The sequence below is a fragment of the Erwinia sp. STN24 genome (genome assembly GCF_041320675.1).
Lineage (GTDB): Bacteria > Pseudomonadota > Gammaproteobacteria > Enterobacterales > Enterobacteriaceae > Erwinia > Erwinia aeris.
In genome coordinates, this window is the sequence record NZ_JBGGPM010000004.1 from 348,065 (window position 1) to 362,520 (window position 14,456).

A 14,456-nucleotide genomic window follows, 5' to 3' on the forward strand; every position below is an offset into this window, starting at 1 on the left:
TTTTGCCGTTGTTCCCCAGGCAGAAAACACTCCCGGCAGAAACGCCGGGAGAGGACAAGGTCCGTCAAATCGACTTATTGATATGCAAGTGTGAAATCAGCAATACTCTGGAATTCGCCAGGCGTTACGTCTTTGCCATCACCTTGCACATAGGCAGAAAAACTCAGCGTATTATAGCCAGTCTGCAAAACCTGCTTAGCGCTCGGACTGCCGAGCTTGAGCACTGCGCCAGTACCATCAGTGATGGCGATACTCGCGCCCTTAACTGTCCCGGTCATGCCCAACAGACCGGTAGTGCTTTCTGGTCCGCTGAACGTGGCCGTTACCGCTGCGGCGGTCGCAACCGTACAGTTTTCCAGTTTAATCTGGAAAGGACGGGGATCGGAGGTTCCACCATCCTTCAGGGTAACAGTCGAGATTTGCCCAAGAGGCACGTCCTGATAAACAGAGTCAGGATTAATTGAGCAAGGAGACTCAATGACGGAGCCCGAAAAAGTCACTGAACCATGTCCCTGGTCGGCATAAGCTACAGAAGTCATGCCGAAAATGGCGATAGCTGACAGTACGATTTTATTCAGTTGCATAAAGTACATTCCTTTGATTATAAACCTTTCCGTTTATCGGATGATAAATGTTTATTTATAACATCATTTTCTTTGCTGAAAAAAAGCCAACCTGTAAAAACAGATAAGTTAATAATGCATTAACGGCGCTTGAGTTTATTAATGGCCATTTACATTGTCAGGTAAATACAATCCGTAATAAATACCTGTTCAGGACGGCAGGATTATTCTTACAGAAGACATTTCCAGATGAAAGGTCTTTTTCCTTAGAAAATGACAGAAAAAAATGAAAGTTTAGACAGGAAGGTGTTACTGGCGATAAATGCTAAAAAATCGTCGAACAGAGATGCTCTTCAGAATAAAAAACCAAATAAAACCCATTTTGCACGCCGTCACTCTATAAATGACAAATGTAAAAAAAGAAGAAACAAACGGGGCGGTTTAAATATATAGCATTTATCTTTGCCGGAGTATTAAAAATATCAGGCAAGCTCCTTAATATAAGCTTCTATATTTTAATATATATCACCTGTTTGAACATTAGCGGCAACAACTTTATAAACCTTGTTAAAAGTTCAGCATAATAAGCCTGTTCCCGGCCTGTATCAGGGCATCAGCCGTACCGGGAGCAGGCAGGTCCGGCCAGAAGCCGGACACATTCAGCGGCGGGCCACCCTTTACAGGTTGCCGCCTTTGGCATCAGAAATGCAGGGATGCACCTACGTATGCGCCGTCAGCAATGACGTTGTCTTTACGACCGTCTTTGCCGTTCATCGCCAGGTACTGATAGCCCACGCGCACGTCAACCAGGGAGATTGGCTTAAAGCTCACGCCAGCGGAAGCTTCCTGGTAGTCATCAATGTGGCTGGAGAAAGAATCCGGCGAGTAGTAATACTGGCCAAATACGTTGAACATATTGGTGACTGGAACGCTTGCGCCAATGCCGACCGCAACGGCATAGCCGTCTTTGCTATCGGTTGGGTTAGTGGAAATCGCTTTCACGCCAGGCGTGATAAAGATATCGCCCAGACCCACATTGTAACCCAGACCCAGGCTGCCCATGCTGCCATCGTGATCGCTACGCAACCAGTTACCGGTCAGCGCCAGACCAGGCGAGTCAGCGCCCATGCCCGCGTGTACATTAGTATAATCACGACCTACGTCGACACCGCCTTCAATCGCCTGCGCTGATCCGGCCAGCGCCAGCAGCGCCAGAGCGCCTGCGGTAGTTGCCACTGCTTTCATTTTATTCTCCTGATGAATTTACTTACGCCGTTTCCCGACGGCAGCGGAGGATAGATCATCAACAGAGGAAATAAAATGAGAATGCGACGAATCTTAGGGCTTGTTTAGTAAATGTTGCTGTTAGGGGGCGAACATACAGGCTTTAAACCAGCGTCCACATCAGGCGGCCAATCAGCGGCGCGATAACCACTGTCACCACGCCTGACAGCATCATCACCAGGCTGGCGACCACGCCCTCTTCCTGACCGATTTCATAGGCGCGAGCGGTGCCTGCGCCGTGTGAGGCCGCGCCAAACCCGGCGCCTTTCGCCAATCCCTGCTTGACGGCAAGCCGAATAAAAAGCAGATCGCCGACGGCCATGCCGAATACGCCGGTGATCACCACAAACAGCGCCACCAGATCGGGCTGCCCGCCCAGCTGCTTCGCCGCCGCCAGCGCAAAGGGCGTAGTGACAGAGCGCACCGCCAGACTACGCTGGATTGCCTCCGGCAGCGTCAGCAGCCTTGCCAGCCATACCGAGCTGCAAACGGCGACCAGCGTGGCGGTCAGCACGCCCGCGCTAAGCGACAGCCAGTGGCGGCGGATAATCGCCATATTTTCATAAACGGGCACGGCGAAGGCCAGCGTAGCCGGGCCAAGCAGCCACAGCAGCCAGCGGTTTTCGTCGATATAGTTCTGCCAGGAGATATGGGTCAGCAGCAGCAGCGCCACCAGCACCATTGGCGTCATCACCAGCGGCATCAGCAGCAGCCTGTGCCAGCGGCGGTAGAGACGTTTATTGAGAAAATAGACCAGCAGCGTCGCCAGCAGACAGAGCAGGCTGATAAAAAAGTTATTCACCCTGACGCTCCTTTTTTCGTGCCGCCAGCCGCATTTCAAAACGATAGACGCGATCCACCACCAGCGCGGTAGCGGAAAGCACCAGCAGCGTACTGATCATAATCACCAACATAATCCGCCAGCCGTCCACGCGCAGCAGCTGCGAATAGTTAACCACCGCCACCACGGCAGGAATAAAAAACAGCAGCATTTCCGCCAGCAGCCAGCGCGATCCGGCTTTCACCCAGTTCAGCGGCAGCACCCGCAGCATAATCAACGCCAGCAGCAGCAACATGCCCACGATATTGGCGGGCAACGGCAGCCGCAACCAGTCAACCAGCCGCTGCGCGGCCAGAAAAAAAGCGATATACAGCACCACCTGTAACGGAACCTGAATACGTTGCTGCCACGTGCTTTGCGGGCGTATCGCCAGCTTCATGATGGGTCTCTCTCTGAATAATGCGTAAAGAGAGTATAAAGCCGTACCAAAGGGTGAAAAAAATGACTTAATATTATCTGAACTATGCCTTACAGGAATGTTTATGGACGTCAGAGCCCTGCGTTATTTTGTGGAAGTGGTGCGCCAGCAAAGCTTTACTCGCGCGGCGGAGCAGCTGTACGTCACGCAGCCGACCATCAGTAAAATGCTGCGCCAGCTGGAGGATGAACTGGGCTGTACGCTGCTGATCCGTGAAGGACGCAAGCTGCATCTGACCGATACCGGACAGGCCGTTTATCAGCGCGGACTGACTATCCTTCAGGAATTTAAGCAGCTGGAAGCGGAAATCAGCGATATCAACGACCTGAAAACGGGCGAGCTGCGGTTAGGCATTCCGCCAATGGTGGGGATGCAGATTGCCGGTTCGATCTCCGCTTTCCGCCAGCGTTATCCCGGCGTCGAGCTGAAAATTTCCGAATTCGGCGGCCTGACCGTGCAGCAGGCAGTGCTTTCCGGCACGCTGGATATTGCGATGACCGCGCTGCCGGTAGCGGAAGATCTGCCGCTGAACGCGCTGCCGCTGATGAGCCACCCGCTCTGCGTGCTGGTGCCGAAAACCCGCGAATGGCTGCGCCGTACCCATATTCCGCTGGCCGAGCTGGCCGGGCATCCTATCCTGATTTATAACGAAGAGTTTTCGCTGAACCGCCAGCTGATGCGTGCCTTCCAGGCCAGCGGCTTTACGCCGCAGATCGCGGTACGCAGCGGCCAGTGGGATTTTCTCGCGGCGATGGTACAGGCCGGTATGGGCGTGGCAATCCTGCCGGAGCCGATCTGCCAGCGGCTGGATAAAAGCCATCTGCTGTGGCTGCCGCTGGAGTCGGAGCTGGTCTGGCAGCTGGGCCTGATCTGGCGGGAAGGCAGCTACCTCTCAAAGAGCGCGCAGGCCTGGATCGCCTGCTGTCGCCAGTTCTGGCCGGGTCAGACGCCAACGCTGTCGGTATAAAAGCCATAACAGCGCCAGAAGCGCACAGCAATAAACTCCGCCAACATTGTCGCCTGGCCTCGGCTTCTGGCGGGCAAACAGGCGATCGTTCTTTCTTTGCTGCCCGCTAAAGATGAACAAAATTTAAGCTGCTATGTTATTGTCTGGAGCAATGACGCTCGCTAACACGCAAAAGGATTATTGCATGACGCAGTCAATGCAGGCATTGCACCTGCCCTTTACTCTTTTTCAGACGCAAAATCGCATGGACGACGATAGTGCCGACGATATGAAGTGCGGCGATTTAAGCGAGCTGCAGCTGAAGAACTTCTATCGGCTGGAGAAAGTATCCGGTCAGTACGATCCCTGGCGGGCAGAGAGAACGGATTTCCCCATCAGTAACTACGCCGTGATACGTCATAAGATGCGCCATCATGAAGTGGCAGCCAAACTATTCAACGAATTCCGCCGCGAGTCGCGGCCCTTCTCTTTTTTCGGCCATCGCGGGCTGTTTATGGCACTAATCGACCATTTTCAATATGGCGATGGAAAACCCTTTTCCAGCAGTGAATTAAATGGGGCTTATAAGAGGTTGATAGAAAGCGCGCATTCAGATAACGCAAACTCGTCAAAGGTTATCGATAGATTTATACGGGAAAATATAGACTGGGATAATTATTTTCTTGCCGAAAATAAAAAACAGGCTTTAAGAAAAGTTATCGGAGAGAGTTTTCTTCCGAAATTTAATAGATTACAAGACAAGATGAATGGTCTGGGTATGTCAGTGCACGGTATATACGCGACAAAAATCACGCTAAAGTCTCTGGAAGTTAACGGAGATAAATACAAAGCCACCCTGCATTACAAAGGCCAGGATCACTTTGGCCTTGATGACCGCGATATCATGGATCCTCGTTTTCATCATTTGAATATTTTCCGAATCTGGTTTGTGCTACAGCGCTGGAGAAGGTACGCGTACAAGCCCTTTTTTACCAATATGGCAGCGACCATCACGCTGACGGGAAGCAAAAAGTGAAAAAGATAAATAGATTTTTCCCGGCTCTGGTCGTAGTCAGCTGGCTGTACGTCATCGTTATGATGCTACGGCCTGTAGAGGTTATAGCTGTTCACCAGAATCATTCCGTCACAGATATTTTGGTGAAAAACTTTCCTCTGACCAACAAAGGAAAGATTGAATGGTGGAAAGAAAACGCCCGGAAACTGGATAAACAACACCCTTTTCTTTTAAATAGAAAAGGCGAGACTTTTTGGGTAACTATCTGGGACTTTAAAGACGGTTATCAGCAAGAAAAACCCGATGACACTACTTTTTTCCCGAGTCATAGTACCGACCATCTGCTCTGTTTTGAGAATATAAAAGCGGAGGAAAGATGTATTAAAAAAGAAAACTGGTTGATGCAGGTTACCAGAGCGACAACGGGAACCATGAGCTACACCATGGAAGACGCCTCTTATTACCAAAAGCCAGGCGGCCCGCTGATCCTGGAAGAACGCTGATACTACTGCTGCTAACAGCAGTAAAAAAAACCGCGAGCCGGGCGGCTCGCGGTCTTCCCGCTACTCTTCTTTCTCGATCAGCAGCGTTTCCAGCAGGTCGAGATCGTGCAGCATCTTCTGCATGGTTTCGTTGCTGATTTTCTGCGTGGCGCGCAGGTGATACAGCTCGCCGCGCTCGGCGCGCAGCGCGGTCAGACGGAAGCGGCGCTCCAGATTTTCCGCATACAGCGCCCGCTCCAGATCGTCCTTACCGTCCACGCGACGGCGCATATTGCCAATCACTCGCGATGCGATTTCTTTGACCAGGTCAGCGTCGATATTCTCTTCGGTATCGGCCGCCAGCCGCTCTTCCATCTTGTGCAGGCTGTCGATAGCCGTTTCCGCCATCGCCGCGCGCGCCATCTGGATCTCATGGCGGTGCGCCGTCTTATCCCTGCCTGCCACGCCGCGCAGCAGCAGCGGCAGCAACACTACGCCGACCAGCAGCGAAAACAGGATCACGCCCATTGCCAGGAAAACCAGCTCGTAGCGCGCCGGGAAAGCGTCACCATTGGTCAGAAACAGCGGAATGGACAGCACGCCGGCCAGGGTGATAGCCCCGCGTACGCCGGCAAAAGAGGCAATCAGCAGCTCGCGCAGGCTGTAGCTGCTGAACTCCATCGGCCGCTTTTTCAGCAGGCGCTGGCTGATCAGGCGCATCGTCCATAGCCAGGCGAAGCGGACGATCATCAGCGCGGCATAAATCAGCACCACCGACAGCACCAGCATCCACAGATCGACGTTAGGATCGGCCTCTGCCTGAGTCACGGACAGCTGTAAAATGTCCGGCAGCTGTAAGCCCAGCATCAGGAACACCATGCCGTTAAAGACAAACTCCAGCATCTGCCAGACGCTGTTGGCACGCAGACGCATCGCCAGCGGCGCCTGACGGATAATACCCGAACGAGTAATGGTCATGCCCGCCGCGACGGCGGCCAGGATCCCCGATACGCCGATATGTTCGGCAATCAGGTAAGAAGCAAAAGGCAGCAGCAGCAGCAGCACCGTCTGCGTAGCCGGATCGTCACCGCTCCAGCGGCTGAACAGACGCAGCGACTTGCCGTACAGCCAGCAGATAACAATACCGGCCACCAGACCGCCGACGGCAACCTTTACGAACTCCAGCGACGCGCCGGAAACCGTGAACACCATGGTGCCCATCGCGACCGCAACGGCAAACTTCAGCGACACCAGGCCCGAAGCGTCGTTCATCAGCGCCTCGCCCTGCAGTATCGACATAATTTTTTTCGGGATGCGCCCTTCTCCGACAATCCCGGAGAGCGCCACGGCATCGGTTGGCGACAGCACGGCCGCCAGTGCGAAGGCGGGCAGCAGCGGAATACCCGGCACCAGCCAGTAGATCAGATAGCCGATGCCGACCACGGTGATCAAAACCAGCACCAGCGCCAGGCCGATAATCTCGCGTCCGTGATGCAAAAACTCGCTGGTTGGCGTCTTCCAGCCGTCAGCAAACAGCAGCGGCGGAATAAACAGGACCAGGAACAGCTCGGGATCGAAGTCAACGTGCAGGCCGAAAGTCGGCCACGCCAGCAGCGCGCCCATCACAATTTGCACCAGCGGCAGGGGGATTTGAAAAGGAATAATGCGTGCGGCTACGCCAGAGAGCGAGACCACCAGCGTGAGGATGAGAATAGTAAAAAAGATTTCCATGTTGTCCTTTCATAGCTTCCAGATAGCGACAAAAATATCAGGCTCGGAACAAATAATGCCCTGTGTAATAGTAAAGCAAAAATGGGATGGCTTGAAAAAGCTGATGTGTGCTATTGCGTGGAAAAAAGCAAAAATTCGGAACGGAGGCCGGAAAAACCGGCCTCGTAAAAGGGGATCAGATAGCCCAGCCGCCGGCGTAAAAAGCGACCAGCGCGATAGCGATAACCACGGTGCCGACGTTGAGCTTGCGCCACTCGCCCGCAAAGATGCGGCCAATGACCAGCGAGCCGAAGCCCAGCATAATACCGGTAACGATATTGCAGGTCAGCACGATGAACACGGCGGCCAGCAGACCGGACATGGCGTCAACAAAATCGCTGAAGTCGATTTTAGAAACGTTGCTCAGCATCAGCAGGCCAACATACATCAGCGCGGGCGCGGTAGCATAGCCCGGCACTAAATAAGCCAGCGGCGACAGGAACAGGATCAGCAGAAACAGCACGCCTACCACGATAGCGGTCAGGCCCGTTTTACCGCCCGCCGCCGTGCCCGCTGCGGATTCGATATACACCGCCGCAGGCGAAGCGCCGATAAGGCCGGAAAAGATGCTGCTGACCGAGTCGGTGGTCAGCGCTTTGCCGCCGTTCAGGATCTGATGATCTTTATCCAGCAGGTTCGCCTGGCCTGCTACCGCGCGGATGGTGCCGGTGGCGTCAAACACGGCGGTCATCACCAGCGCCAGCACGCTTGGCAATACCGCAGGCTTCAGCGCGCCCAGAATATCCAGGCTGAACACCAGCGAGTGGCCCTGCGCATCCGACAGTGAAGGCATGGCAAACAGCCCCTGATATTTTACGGCCGGATCGAAAATCAGTCCGAGCACGGAAATGGCGATAATAGTCAGCAGGATCCCGCCCGGCACGCGCAGCTTTTCCAGACCGAAGATTGCCGCAAGGCCTGCCAGCGTCATCAACACGGGGAAGGAAGCGAAATCGCCCAGCGCGACCGGCAGTGCGCCAGGTACAGGGTTTTTTACGACCAGGCCCACGCCGTTAGCGGCAATCAGCAGCAGAAACAGGCCGATGCCGACGCCGGTGCCGTGCGCCACGCCCATTGGCAGGTTGCGTAAAATCCAGGCACGGATGCCGGTTGCAGAGATCAGCGTAAACAGCACTCCCATCAGGAATACGGCTCCCAGCGCTACGGGCACGCTGATATGCTGGCCCAGCACCAGGCTGAAAGCCGTGAAGGCAGTCAGCGAGATCGCGCAGCCGATTGCCATCGGCAGGTTCGCCCACAGCCCCATAATGACCGAGCCGAAGCCCGCCACCAGGCAGGTAGAGACAAAAACGGCAGCGGGAGGAAAGCCCGCCTTGCCGAGCATGGACGGCACAACAATCACCGAATAGACCATGGCGAGGAAGGTGGTAAGTCCGGCTAAAATCTCCTGGCGGACGGTACTGCCGCGTGCAGAGATTTTAAACCAGGCGTCTAACGTTCCGCCGGTCTGATGATGAGTCGACATAATGGAAATCCCCTGAACTTTCTTATGAATTATCGATGCCTGATGGCGGGTTGGTACCACGTTTACATCCCTGATAGCGCTATTGCAGATCGCCAAAACTTCGTAAAGAAGCCGCGATCGGAAAAAAGCAAACGTTTAACCCGACAGGCATAATGCCCTTTTTATAAAGGCAAACGATTATCCTGCCTTTAAGGCCGCCTTTTCAACTGCTGATGCCGGGAAGGCGGCAGATTTTCGTCTCTTTTACGTCCGCGCCTGCCTGAGCAGACTTTAGCTGGCTCGCCGACAAGCGCGGTCATAGCACTTTCTTATGGTCGCGGGCGCGATGAAACGTCAGGGGCCGCCGCGCGATGATTCATTCAAGAGTGAGCGCACCGCCTTTTTGCAGCGCCCGCTGCCAGGCCGCACGGCTTTGGACTTTCTTCAGCCAGCCCTGAATGGCAGGGGAGTCGCCTGCGCCGCCGCGCGCGCTGAGCGCCTGAAGCGGAAAGCTCATCTGCACGTCGGCAATGCTGAAGCGCGACCCCGCAAACCATTCGTTGCCCGCAAGGTGTTGCTCGATAAATTCGCGATGGGTGGCGAGCTGCTTATCCAGGAACGCCTTCTGCACACCCTTGCCAAAGGCGCGGCCCACCGGCCGCAGCAGCCACGGCACCGGCGCCTCGCCCATTCGGCTGAAAATCAGCTTCATCACCAACAGCGGCATCAGTGAACCTTCCGCATAGTGCAGCCAGTAACGAGACTCGATACGCTCATCTTCCGTGGTGAGTTTCAGACGATTTTCTGCGTCATAGTGCTCCGCCAGGTATTCCAGGATCGCGCCGGACTCTGCAATCACCCGATTTCCATCGGTGATCACCGGCGATTTGCCGAGAGGATGCACTTTTTTCAGCGAATCGGGCGCCAGCATCGTTTTTTCGCGCTGGTACAGTTTGATTTGATAAGGCGTTTCCAGCTCTTCCAACAGCCAGAGAATACGCTGCGAACGGGAGTTGTTCAGGTGGTGAACGGTGATCATGACCTTTCCTTGTGCGTAAACGAAGTGCTATCAGTATAGACGGCCTTATTTACGTTCAGGCTCCAGCAGGATTGCGCCCGTGCCGCGCTCGCTCAGGCGGTCATCCGGGTTGCGCAGCGGACAGTCCTCCATCGATAAACAGCCGCAGCCGATACAGCCATCCAGATCGTCGCGCAGTCGGATCAGCGTATCAATGCGGCTGTCCAGCTCCTCGCGCCATTTACGGGTCAGCAGCGCCCACTCTTTAGGCGACAGCCGCTTGCCCGGCGGAAACTGCACCAGGTGCTCGCCGATGGTCGCCAGCGGGATGCCGATCCGCTGGGCGATTTTAATGACCGCCACCCGGCGCAGGACATCGCGATGATAGCGGCGCTGGTTGCCGCCGTTGCGAAAGCTGACGATCAGGCCTTTGCTTTCATAAAAATGCAGCGTCGAGACGGCGACGCCGCAGCGTGCGGCCACGTCGCCGGGCGTCAGTTCGCGCTTGTTTAATACGAGATTTTTTTTCACTTTGCGCTTTACCTCAAGTTAACTTGAGGAATTATACTCCAGCCCTTAAGAAGGCGAACCCCTCTTTTTTCGCCATAGCGATCGGCCGCCAGCCCCAGGGAGAAGACCAGTATGCATGATGAGATTATTCACGCGCTTACCGACTGGATTGACAGCAATCTGGACAAAACGCTTTCTATCGATGACGTTGCGGCGCGATCCGGCTATTCGAAATGGCACCTGCAGCGCATGTTCCGCGCCGTGACCAAACAGACGCTGGGCAACTATATTCGTGAGCGTCGCCTGACGCTGGCCGCGAAAGAGCTGCGCCAGACGCAGCGTCCGGTGTTTGATATCGCCATGCAGTATGGCTATGACTCGCAGCAGACTTTCTCGCGCGTTTTTCGCCGCCAGTTTTCCCAGACGCCGACGGCCTGGCGCAACACCATGCGCCGTCAGCAAAAGCGTCCGCTCTATTTTGACTGCTCTGAATTCCCGTCAGCGGTCAGCACCAACGGCTAAACGCTTTCGCACTCCAGCGCCGCCGACGCCTGTCGCCTGCTCCAGAGCGCGGGCGAAAAATACCAGCCGCCGCCCAGCGCTTTGATGTGGTACATCGCCGCATCGGCCTGGGCGATGGTCGCCTCGCCGGTATGATGATTTTTCGCCAGCGCGATGCCGATACTCAGAGACTGGGTAAGGATCGTGCCGTCGTCCAGCCTTATGGGTTCACGCATCGCCTCAATGACGCTTTGCGCAACGCAGCCTGCCTGCTCGCCGCTGTCAATCGCTAACAGCAGTACCGCAAACTCATCCCCGCCTAGCCGCGCCACCAAATCGCCTTTGCGCAAGCGTGCGCGCAGGCGCTGTGCGGTAATGGTCAGAACCCTGTCGCCAGCAGCATGGCCGTAGCGATCGTTTACCTCTTTAAAACGGTCGCCGTCGATAAACAGCACCGCCACCCGCGCGGCGGTCAAAGGATTGTCCAGCTGTTTGTGCAGCTCCTGCTCAAAAGCCGTGCGGTTTGGCAGGCCGGTTAACGCATCGTGCCGCACCTGATGGGCCAGCGTGGCATTCTCGCTTTGCAGATGGCGCTGCCAGTCGGCCAGCTCGTCCAGCAGGCTGTTAAAGTCGCCGCTCAGCTTGTTTAATTCGGCAATAGAAGAAGAAGGCACGCGCAATGAAAAGGCTCGTCGCCTGCGTACTTCATGCGCCACGCAGGCGATGTTTGACAGCGCGCTGACGATGCCTGAATGCATTCGGCGCGACAGATAAAAGGCCAGCAGCGCGGAGAGCAACATGCTGCATCCCAACCATGTCAGCGCCTGATAAAGATAATGCATTACCCGACATCCATCGCCGGTCAGCCAGATGGTGCCAATTTCTTTACCGCCGCGCAGGACGGGGATCTGCACCGGTTTGGGAAATAACCAGCGCGATACCAGCTCGCTGAAGGCGCTCTTGTCGCGATTATCGTTTGCAGCCCAGCTTGCCAGCAAACGGCGATCCGCATCGAGGATCCGAGCCTGACCAAACTGTGTTTTCGCGCCGATAGCCTGGAGGATAGCGCGCGCCGCTGCGCCGTCACCTGTCGCTACGGCCTGCCCGGCGCTGTAGCTGATGGTCGTCGCCAGCAGCTCGGAATTGTTTTCGGCGTAGTTACGCAAAGCCAGCACCGAAAGCAGCGAGAGCGAAATGCCGCTGAACGTTAGCGAGACAAGAATAATAGTTAAATGAATACGCCGTAGCGACTTGCGTAGCGTAGGCAGCGGCTTAGCTGCCGGTTGCGCGGTAATGTTTCCCGCGGGACGGTCATGATCCATGATTCCTCCCACGCCAACCGAACGGATCTCCGCTCATGCAGCGCTTCTGCATTGGGGGCTTGCGTTGGCGACCGCCCGTAGCAGTAACGCTGCCGGGACCAGGCTGCTGCCCCGATCTGAGGTAAAGAGCAAGCTGCACGCGAGGGGAATGTTGTTTGCGGGCAAAAAATGGCTTTTCGACCCTGAACAGCCACAGGCAAACAGGCAGGCTCCGGTTATCTGACGTAAAATTCCTGCTATTGCCATCCTGTGCGCGTTTACCGCTGATAGCTTATGCAGGAAATAAAATGGCAAAAATTAGTTTTCAAAAATCCTACAACTCCTCTTCATCCCATACAACTTTTAACAGGTCAGATTCATCCCAAAGGAGCCGACTATTGCCAGATAATTTGGCATAATTCAGCGAACAGATAAAAATAACGGCGCGGAGAAATAAGTTAAAAGCGCTAAGGCAATTTCGGAACGGTGGGCGAAATGATGTAAATTACTCTCATTCCTTGTCTCAAAAATAACCTGAGTTTGAACGTAATTTAAAAAGATATTAACTTTTTCAGGCGCTATTTAACGCCCGCCGCGCAATATCACCGCTAACTTACGGGAAATAAATGTGATTATTGTGCGCGATCAAAAAACGCCCATAAGCGGTCTTAAAAGTGTTCAAAACTCGCCTGACGCAATGCTATAATGTGACCGTCATCACACTTACTCCCTGTATCCGCCCCGATGAAAAGCAATCCTGGCCTTTTCGTCCGGACAGATGACGCTTTTTCTATTGCCAGGCCTGATTGACGCGGAGTTTCAGAGATATGGGTACCTTAACCGCTAGCCTGGTGCTGATGAGATGGGAACTGGTTAGTGCAGTCATGATGTTTCTCGCCAGCACCTTTAACGTAAAATGTCGTCAGTCCAGCCGCAACGGCATGGCCTTCATTTTTACCGGCGTTGGCATAGGCATGTCGTGTTGGTTCGTCACCGGCCTGTTAGGTATCACGCTGAGCATGGATAACCTGCTTAACTTCTGGCATATCACCAAAGACGTGTTTGTCGATGTCATGAGCCATACGCCAGCCGATTATCCTCTGCCATAAAAGCGTAAAGCCGCATGAAGATCATGCGGCTTTCGTCTTTATACTTTCTTCAGCGTCCCGGCCATCGCCGCCGCTTCGCCGCCAATCGCCTTCAGCGTTTTTGGCTTACGTTCCTGTAGCCACATGTCGCCCATCATCTTATCCAGCCCCTGATCCAGACCGGTTACCATGCCTGCGCCCGGCGTGAAGGTCAGCTCGCCGAAGTAGATTTGCCCTTCGCTGATATACCAGTCAACGCGCACGTAATCGAAGTCGCTGGCCAGCTTTTTGCTCAGCGCCAGCGCTTTTTCCAGCGTTTCCAGGTCGCCGCTGATATCCAGCCCCGTATCACGGATCTTATAGAAGCAAGATTTCAACGTGTTAACGTAGAAGTTCATCGACAGCGGCGCATTGCCGCAGCGATTATAGATAATCTGCAAAACGTACTCGAAAGTACCGTCTTTCTTGTTAAACATGTGAAACTTGTAGTCAACGGCGGCAAATTTACCGTCGCCGACGTATTGCTCAACCAGAATGCGCGGCTTGATATAGCGATAGTGAATCTCACGCGCTTCGTGCGAGAAATCCCGGCTCAGCCACTCTTCGCAGCGCTTGATCAGCAGCTGTTTCTGCAAACAGTCCGGCTCTTCCAGCAAAATCTCCACCATGCCTGACCCGTGATTGGGCTTCACCACGGTGTTCTTCAGCGAGCTAAGCCCCAGCAGCGTGACAGGATCGGCTGTTTCATGCAGCAGTGGGATTAAATATTCATCCCCAATGGTCTGAGAAATATAGTCACGAACCAACAGCTTATCGGACAGCATGCCATAACGCAGGTAGTCGCCGGTGACGAATTTGCGGTACAGAACTTTCTCATTAAACAGTTTCGGCTGGTGTATGTTGGGTAATTTTTTAAATTTATGCAGATAATAAATTCTGTCCTGGTAGGACCAGGGCATTTTTTTGAAAAGGAACAGGAAACCTTTTCTTATTTCTGCTTTGAGTTTTAGCATTTTCGACCTCATTTGCAGGCTTTATAATTGTTTGAGGAAAAATTTCTTCAAAATAGCGTTTTCTCGCCATCCGAAATCGCGACACCCGCGTCTCATTTTTCCCGGCAGACATAAAAAATCCGTCAGCTGCTTTACCCGTTTATGCAGTTTTCCTGCGCACGGTCTCTGCTTCCTGCAAGGCAACACCAGATTCATGCCTCTGGCGTCAGAAGAGAGAAAACTGACTGACGAAAAGCCCGTT

Annotated in this window: 15 protein-coding genes; 5 read left to right on the forward strand and 10 right to left on the reverse strand. The window is 54.1% G+C overall.

The window, feature by feature from the left end:
• Positions 1-74 precede the first annotated feature (74 nt).
• The 4 genes from ACA373_RS16265 to ACA373_RS16280 form a co-directional block, all read right to left on the reverse strand.
• Positions 75-584, reverse strand: coding sequence for a fimbrial protein (locus tag ACA373_RS16265; RefSeq protein WP_253456081.1), 510 nt, complete (start codon positions 582-584; stop codon positions 75-77).
• Positions 585-1,262: 678 nt separating this feature from the next.
• Complete coding sequence (locus tag ACA373_RS16270; RefSeq protein ID WP_253456085.1) at positions 1,263-1,808, reverse strand: YfaZ family outer membrane protein; 546 nt, start codon at positions 1,806-1,808, stop codon at positions 1,263-1,265.
• Positions 1,809-1,950: 142 nt separating this feature from the next.
• The gene (locus ACA373_RS16275) at positions 1,951-2,649 is read right to left on the reverse strand and encodes an LrgB family protein (protein ID WP_253456088.1); all 699 of its coding nucleotides are present in this window, start codon (positions 2,647-2,649) and stop codon (positions 1,951-1,953) included.
• Positions 2,642-3,067 (reverse strand): CidA/LrgA family protein, encoded by a 426-nt coding sequence (locus tag ACA373_RS16280; protein ID WP_253456091.1) that lies wholly within the window; start codon positions 3,065-3,067, stop codon positions 2,642-2,644. Before ACA373_RS16280 ends, ACA373_RS16275 begins: the two co-directional genes overlap by 8 nt.
• A 103-nt stretch (positions 3,068-3,170) precedes the next feature.
• On the opposite strand from ACA373_RS16280, the gene ACA373_RS16285 reads away from it, so the two are divergent.
• From ACA373_RS16285 to ACA373_RS16295, 3 genes are all read left to right on the forward strand, one after another.
• A complete protein-coding gene (locus tag ACA373_RS16285; RefSeq protein ID WP_253456093.1) occupies positions 3,171-4,073 on the forward strand; it encodes a LysR family transcriptional regulator in 903 nt (300 codons plus the stop codon).
• Positions 4,074-4,257: 184 nt separating this feature from the next.
• Positions 4,258-5,088, forward strand: coding sequence for a DUF3289 family protein (locus ACA373_RS16290; protein ID WP_370734814.1), 831 nt, complete (start codon positions 4,258-4,260; stop codon positions 5,086-5,088).
• The gene (locus tag ACA373_RS16295; RefSeq protein WP_370734815.1) at positions 5,085-5,570 is read left to right on the forward strand and encodes a DUF943 family protein; all 486 of its coding nucleotides are present in this window, start codon (positions 5,085-5,087) and stop codon (positions 5,568-5,570) included. The genes ACA373_RS16290 and ACA373_RS16295 overlap by 4 nt, the downstream gene beginning before the upstream one ends.
• A 60-nt stretch (positions 5,571-5,630) precedes the next feature.
• Here the strand turns inward: ACA373_RS16295 and ACA373_RS16300 are convergent, their stop codons facing one another.
• The 4 genes from ACA373_RS16300 to soxR all read right to left on the reverse strand — a co-directional run bounded on the left by ACA373_RS16300 (position 5,631) and on the right by soxR (position 10,333).
• On the reverse strand, positions 5,631-7,280 hold the full coding sequence (locus ACA373_RS16300; protein ID WP_253456099.1) for a Na+/H+ antiporter: 1,650 nt from the start codon (positions 7,278-7,280) through the stop codon (positions 5,631-5,633).
• A gap of 175 nt (positions 7,281-7,455) precedes the next feature.
• Positions 7,456-8,805: an NCS2 family permease gene (locus ACA373_RS16305; RefSeq protein ID WP_253456102.1), complete on the reverse strand. Its 1,350-nt coding sequence runs from the start codon at positions 8,803-8,805 to the stop codon at positions 7,456-7,458.
• Between the two features lie 355 nt (positions 8,806-9,160).
• Complete coding sequence (locus tag ACA373_RS16310) at positions 9,161-9,823, reverse strand: glutathione S-transferase family protein (protein ID WP_301252118.1); 663 nt, start codon at positions 9,821-9,823, stop codon at positions 9,161-9,163.
• A 45-nt stretch (positions 9,824-9,868) separates the two neighbouring features.
• Entirely contained in the window at positions 9,869-10,333 is a 465-nt protein-coding gene (gene soxR, locus ACA373_RS16315) for a redox-sensitive transcriptional activator SoxR (RefSeq protein ID WP_370734816.1), read from the reverse strand.
• Positions 10,334-10,444: 111 nt separating this feature from the next.
• On the opposite strand from soxR, the gene soxS reads away from it, so the two are divergent.
• On the forward strand, positions 10,445-10,834 hold the full coding sequence (gene soxS, locus ACA373_RS16320; protein ID WP_125290210.1) for a superoxide response transcriptional regulator SoxS: 390 nt from the start codon (positions 10,445-10,447) through the stop codon (positions 10,832-10,834).
• Here soxS and ACA373_RS16325 read toward each other — a convergent pair.
• Positions 10,831-12,135 (reverse strand): diguanylate cyclase domain-containing protein, encoded by a 1,305-nt coding sequence (locus ACA373_RS16325; RefSeq protein WP_253456109.1) that lies wholly within the window; start codon positions 12,133-12,135, stop codon positions 10,831-10,833. The genes soxS and ACA373_RS16325 overlap by 4 nt on opposite strands.
• 806 nt (positions 12,136-12,941) lie before the next feature.
• Between ACA373_RS16325 and ACA373_RS16330 the strand changes: the two genes are divergently transcribed.
• Positions 12,942-13,223 (forward strand): YjcB family protein, encoded by a 282-nt coding sequence (locus ACA373_RS16330; RefSeq protein ID WP_125290208.1) that lies wholly within the window; start codon positions 12,942-12,944, stop codon positions 13,221-13,223.
• A 38-nt stretch (positions 13,224-13,261) separates the two neighbouring features.
• Here the strand turns inward: ACA373_RS16330 and ACA373_RS16335 are convergent, their stop codons facing one another.
• A complete protein-coding gene (locus tag ACA373_RS16335; protein WP_253456112.1) occupies positions 13,262-14,215 on the reverse strand; it encodes an ATP-grasp fold amidoligase family protein in 954 nt (317 codons plus the stop codon).
• Positions 14,216-14,456 lie beyond the last annotated feature (241 nt).

Coding starts and splice junctions, on each gene's coding strand:
- ACA373_RS16265 (WP_253456081.1), bottom strand. CDS start 584: ATGCAACTGAATAAAATCGTACTGTCAGCTATCGCCATTTTCGGCATG.
- ACA373_RS16270 (WP_253456085.1), bottom strand. CDS start 1,808: ATGAAAGCAGTGGCAACTACCGCAGGCGCTCTGGCGCTGCTGGCGCTG.
- ACA373_RS16280 (WP_253456091.1), bottom strand. CDS start 3,067: ATGAAGCTGGCGATACGCCCGCAAAGCACGTGGCAGCAACGTATTCAG.
- ACA373_RS16285 (WP_253456093.1), top strand. CDS start 3,171: ATGGACGTCAGAGCCCTGCGTTATTTTGTGGAAGTGGTGCGCCAGCAA.
- ACA373_RS16290 (WP_370734814.1), top strand. CDS start 4,258: ATGACGCAGTCAATGCAGGCATTGCACCTGCCCTTTACTCTTTTTCAG.
- ACA373_RS16300 (WP_253456099.1), bottom strand. CDS start 7,280: ATGGAAATCTTTTTTACTATTCTCATCCTCACGCTGGTGGTCTCGCTC.
- ACA373_RS16305 (WP_253456102.1), bottom strand. CDS start 8,805: ATGTCGACTCATCATCAGACCGGCGGAACGTTAGACGCCTGGTTTAAA.
- ACA373_RS16310 (WP_301252118.1), bottom strand. CDS start 9,823: ATGATCACCGTTCACCACCTGAACAACTCCCGTTCGCAGCGTATTCTC.
- soxS (WP_125290210.1), top strand. CDS start 10,445: ATGCATGATGAGATTATTCACGCGCTTACCGACTGGATTGACAGCAAT.
- ACA373_RS16325 (WP_253456109.1), bottom strand. CDS start 12,135: ATGGATCATGACCGTCCCGCGGGAAACATTACCGCGCAACCGGCAGCT.
- ACA373_RS16330 (WP_125290208.1), top strand. CDS start 12,942: ATGGGTACCTTAACCGCTAGCCTGGTGCTGATGAGATGGGAACTGGTT.
- ACA373_RS16335 (WP_253456112.1), bottom strand. CDS start 14,215: ATGCTAAAACTCAAAGCAGAAATAAGAAAAGGTTTCCTGTTCCTTTTC.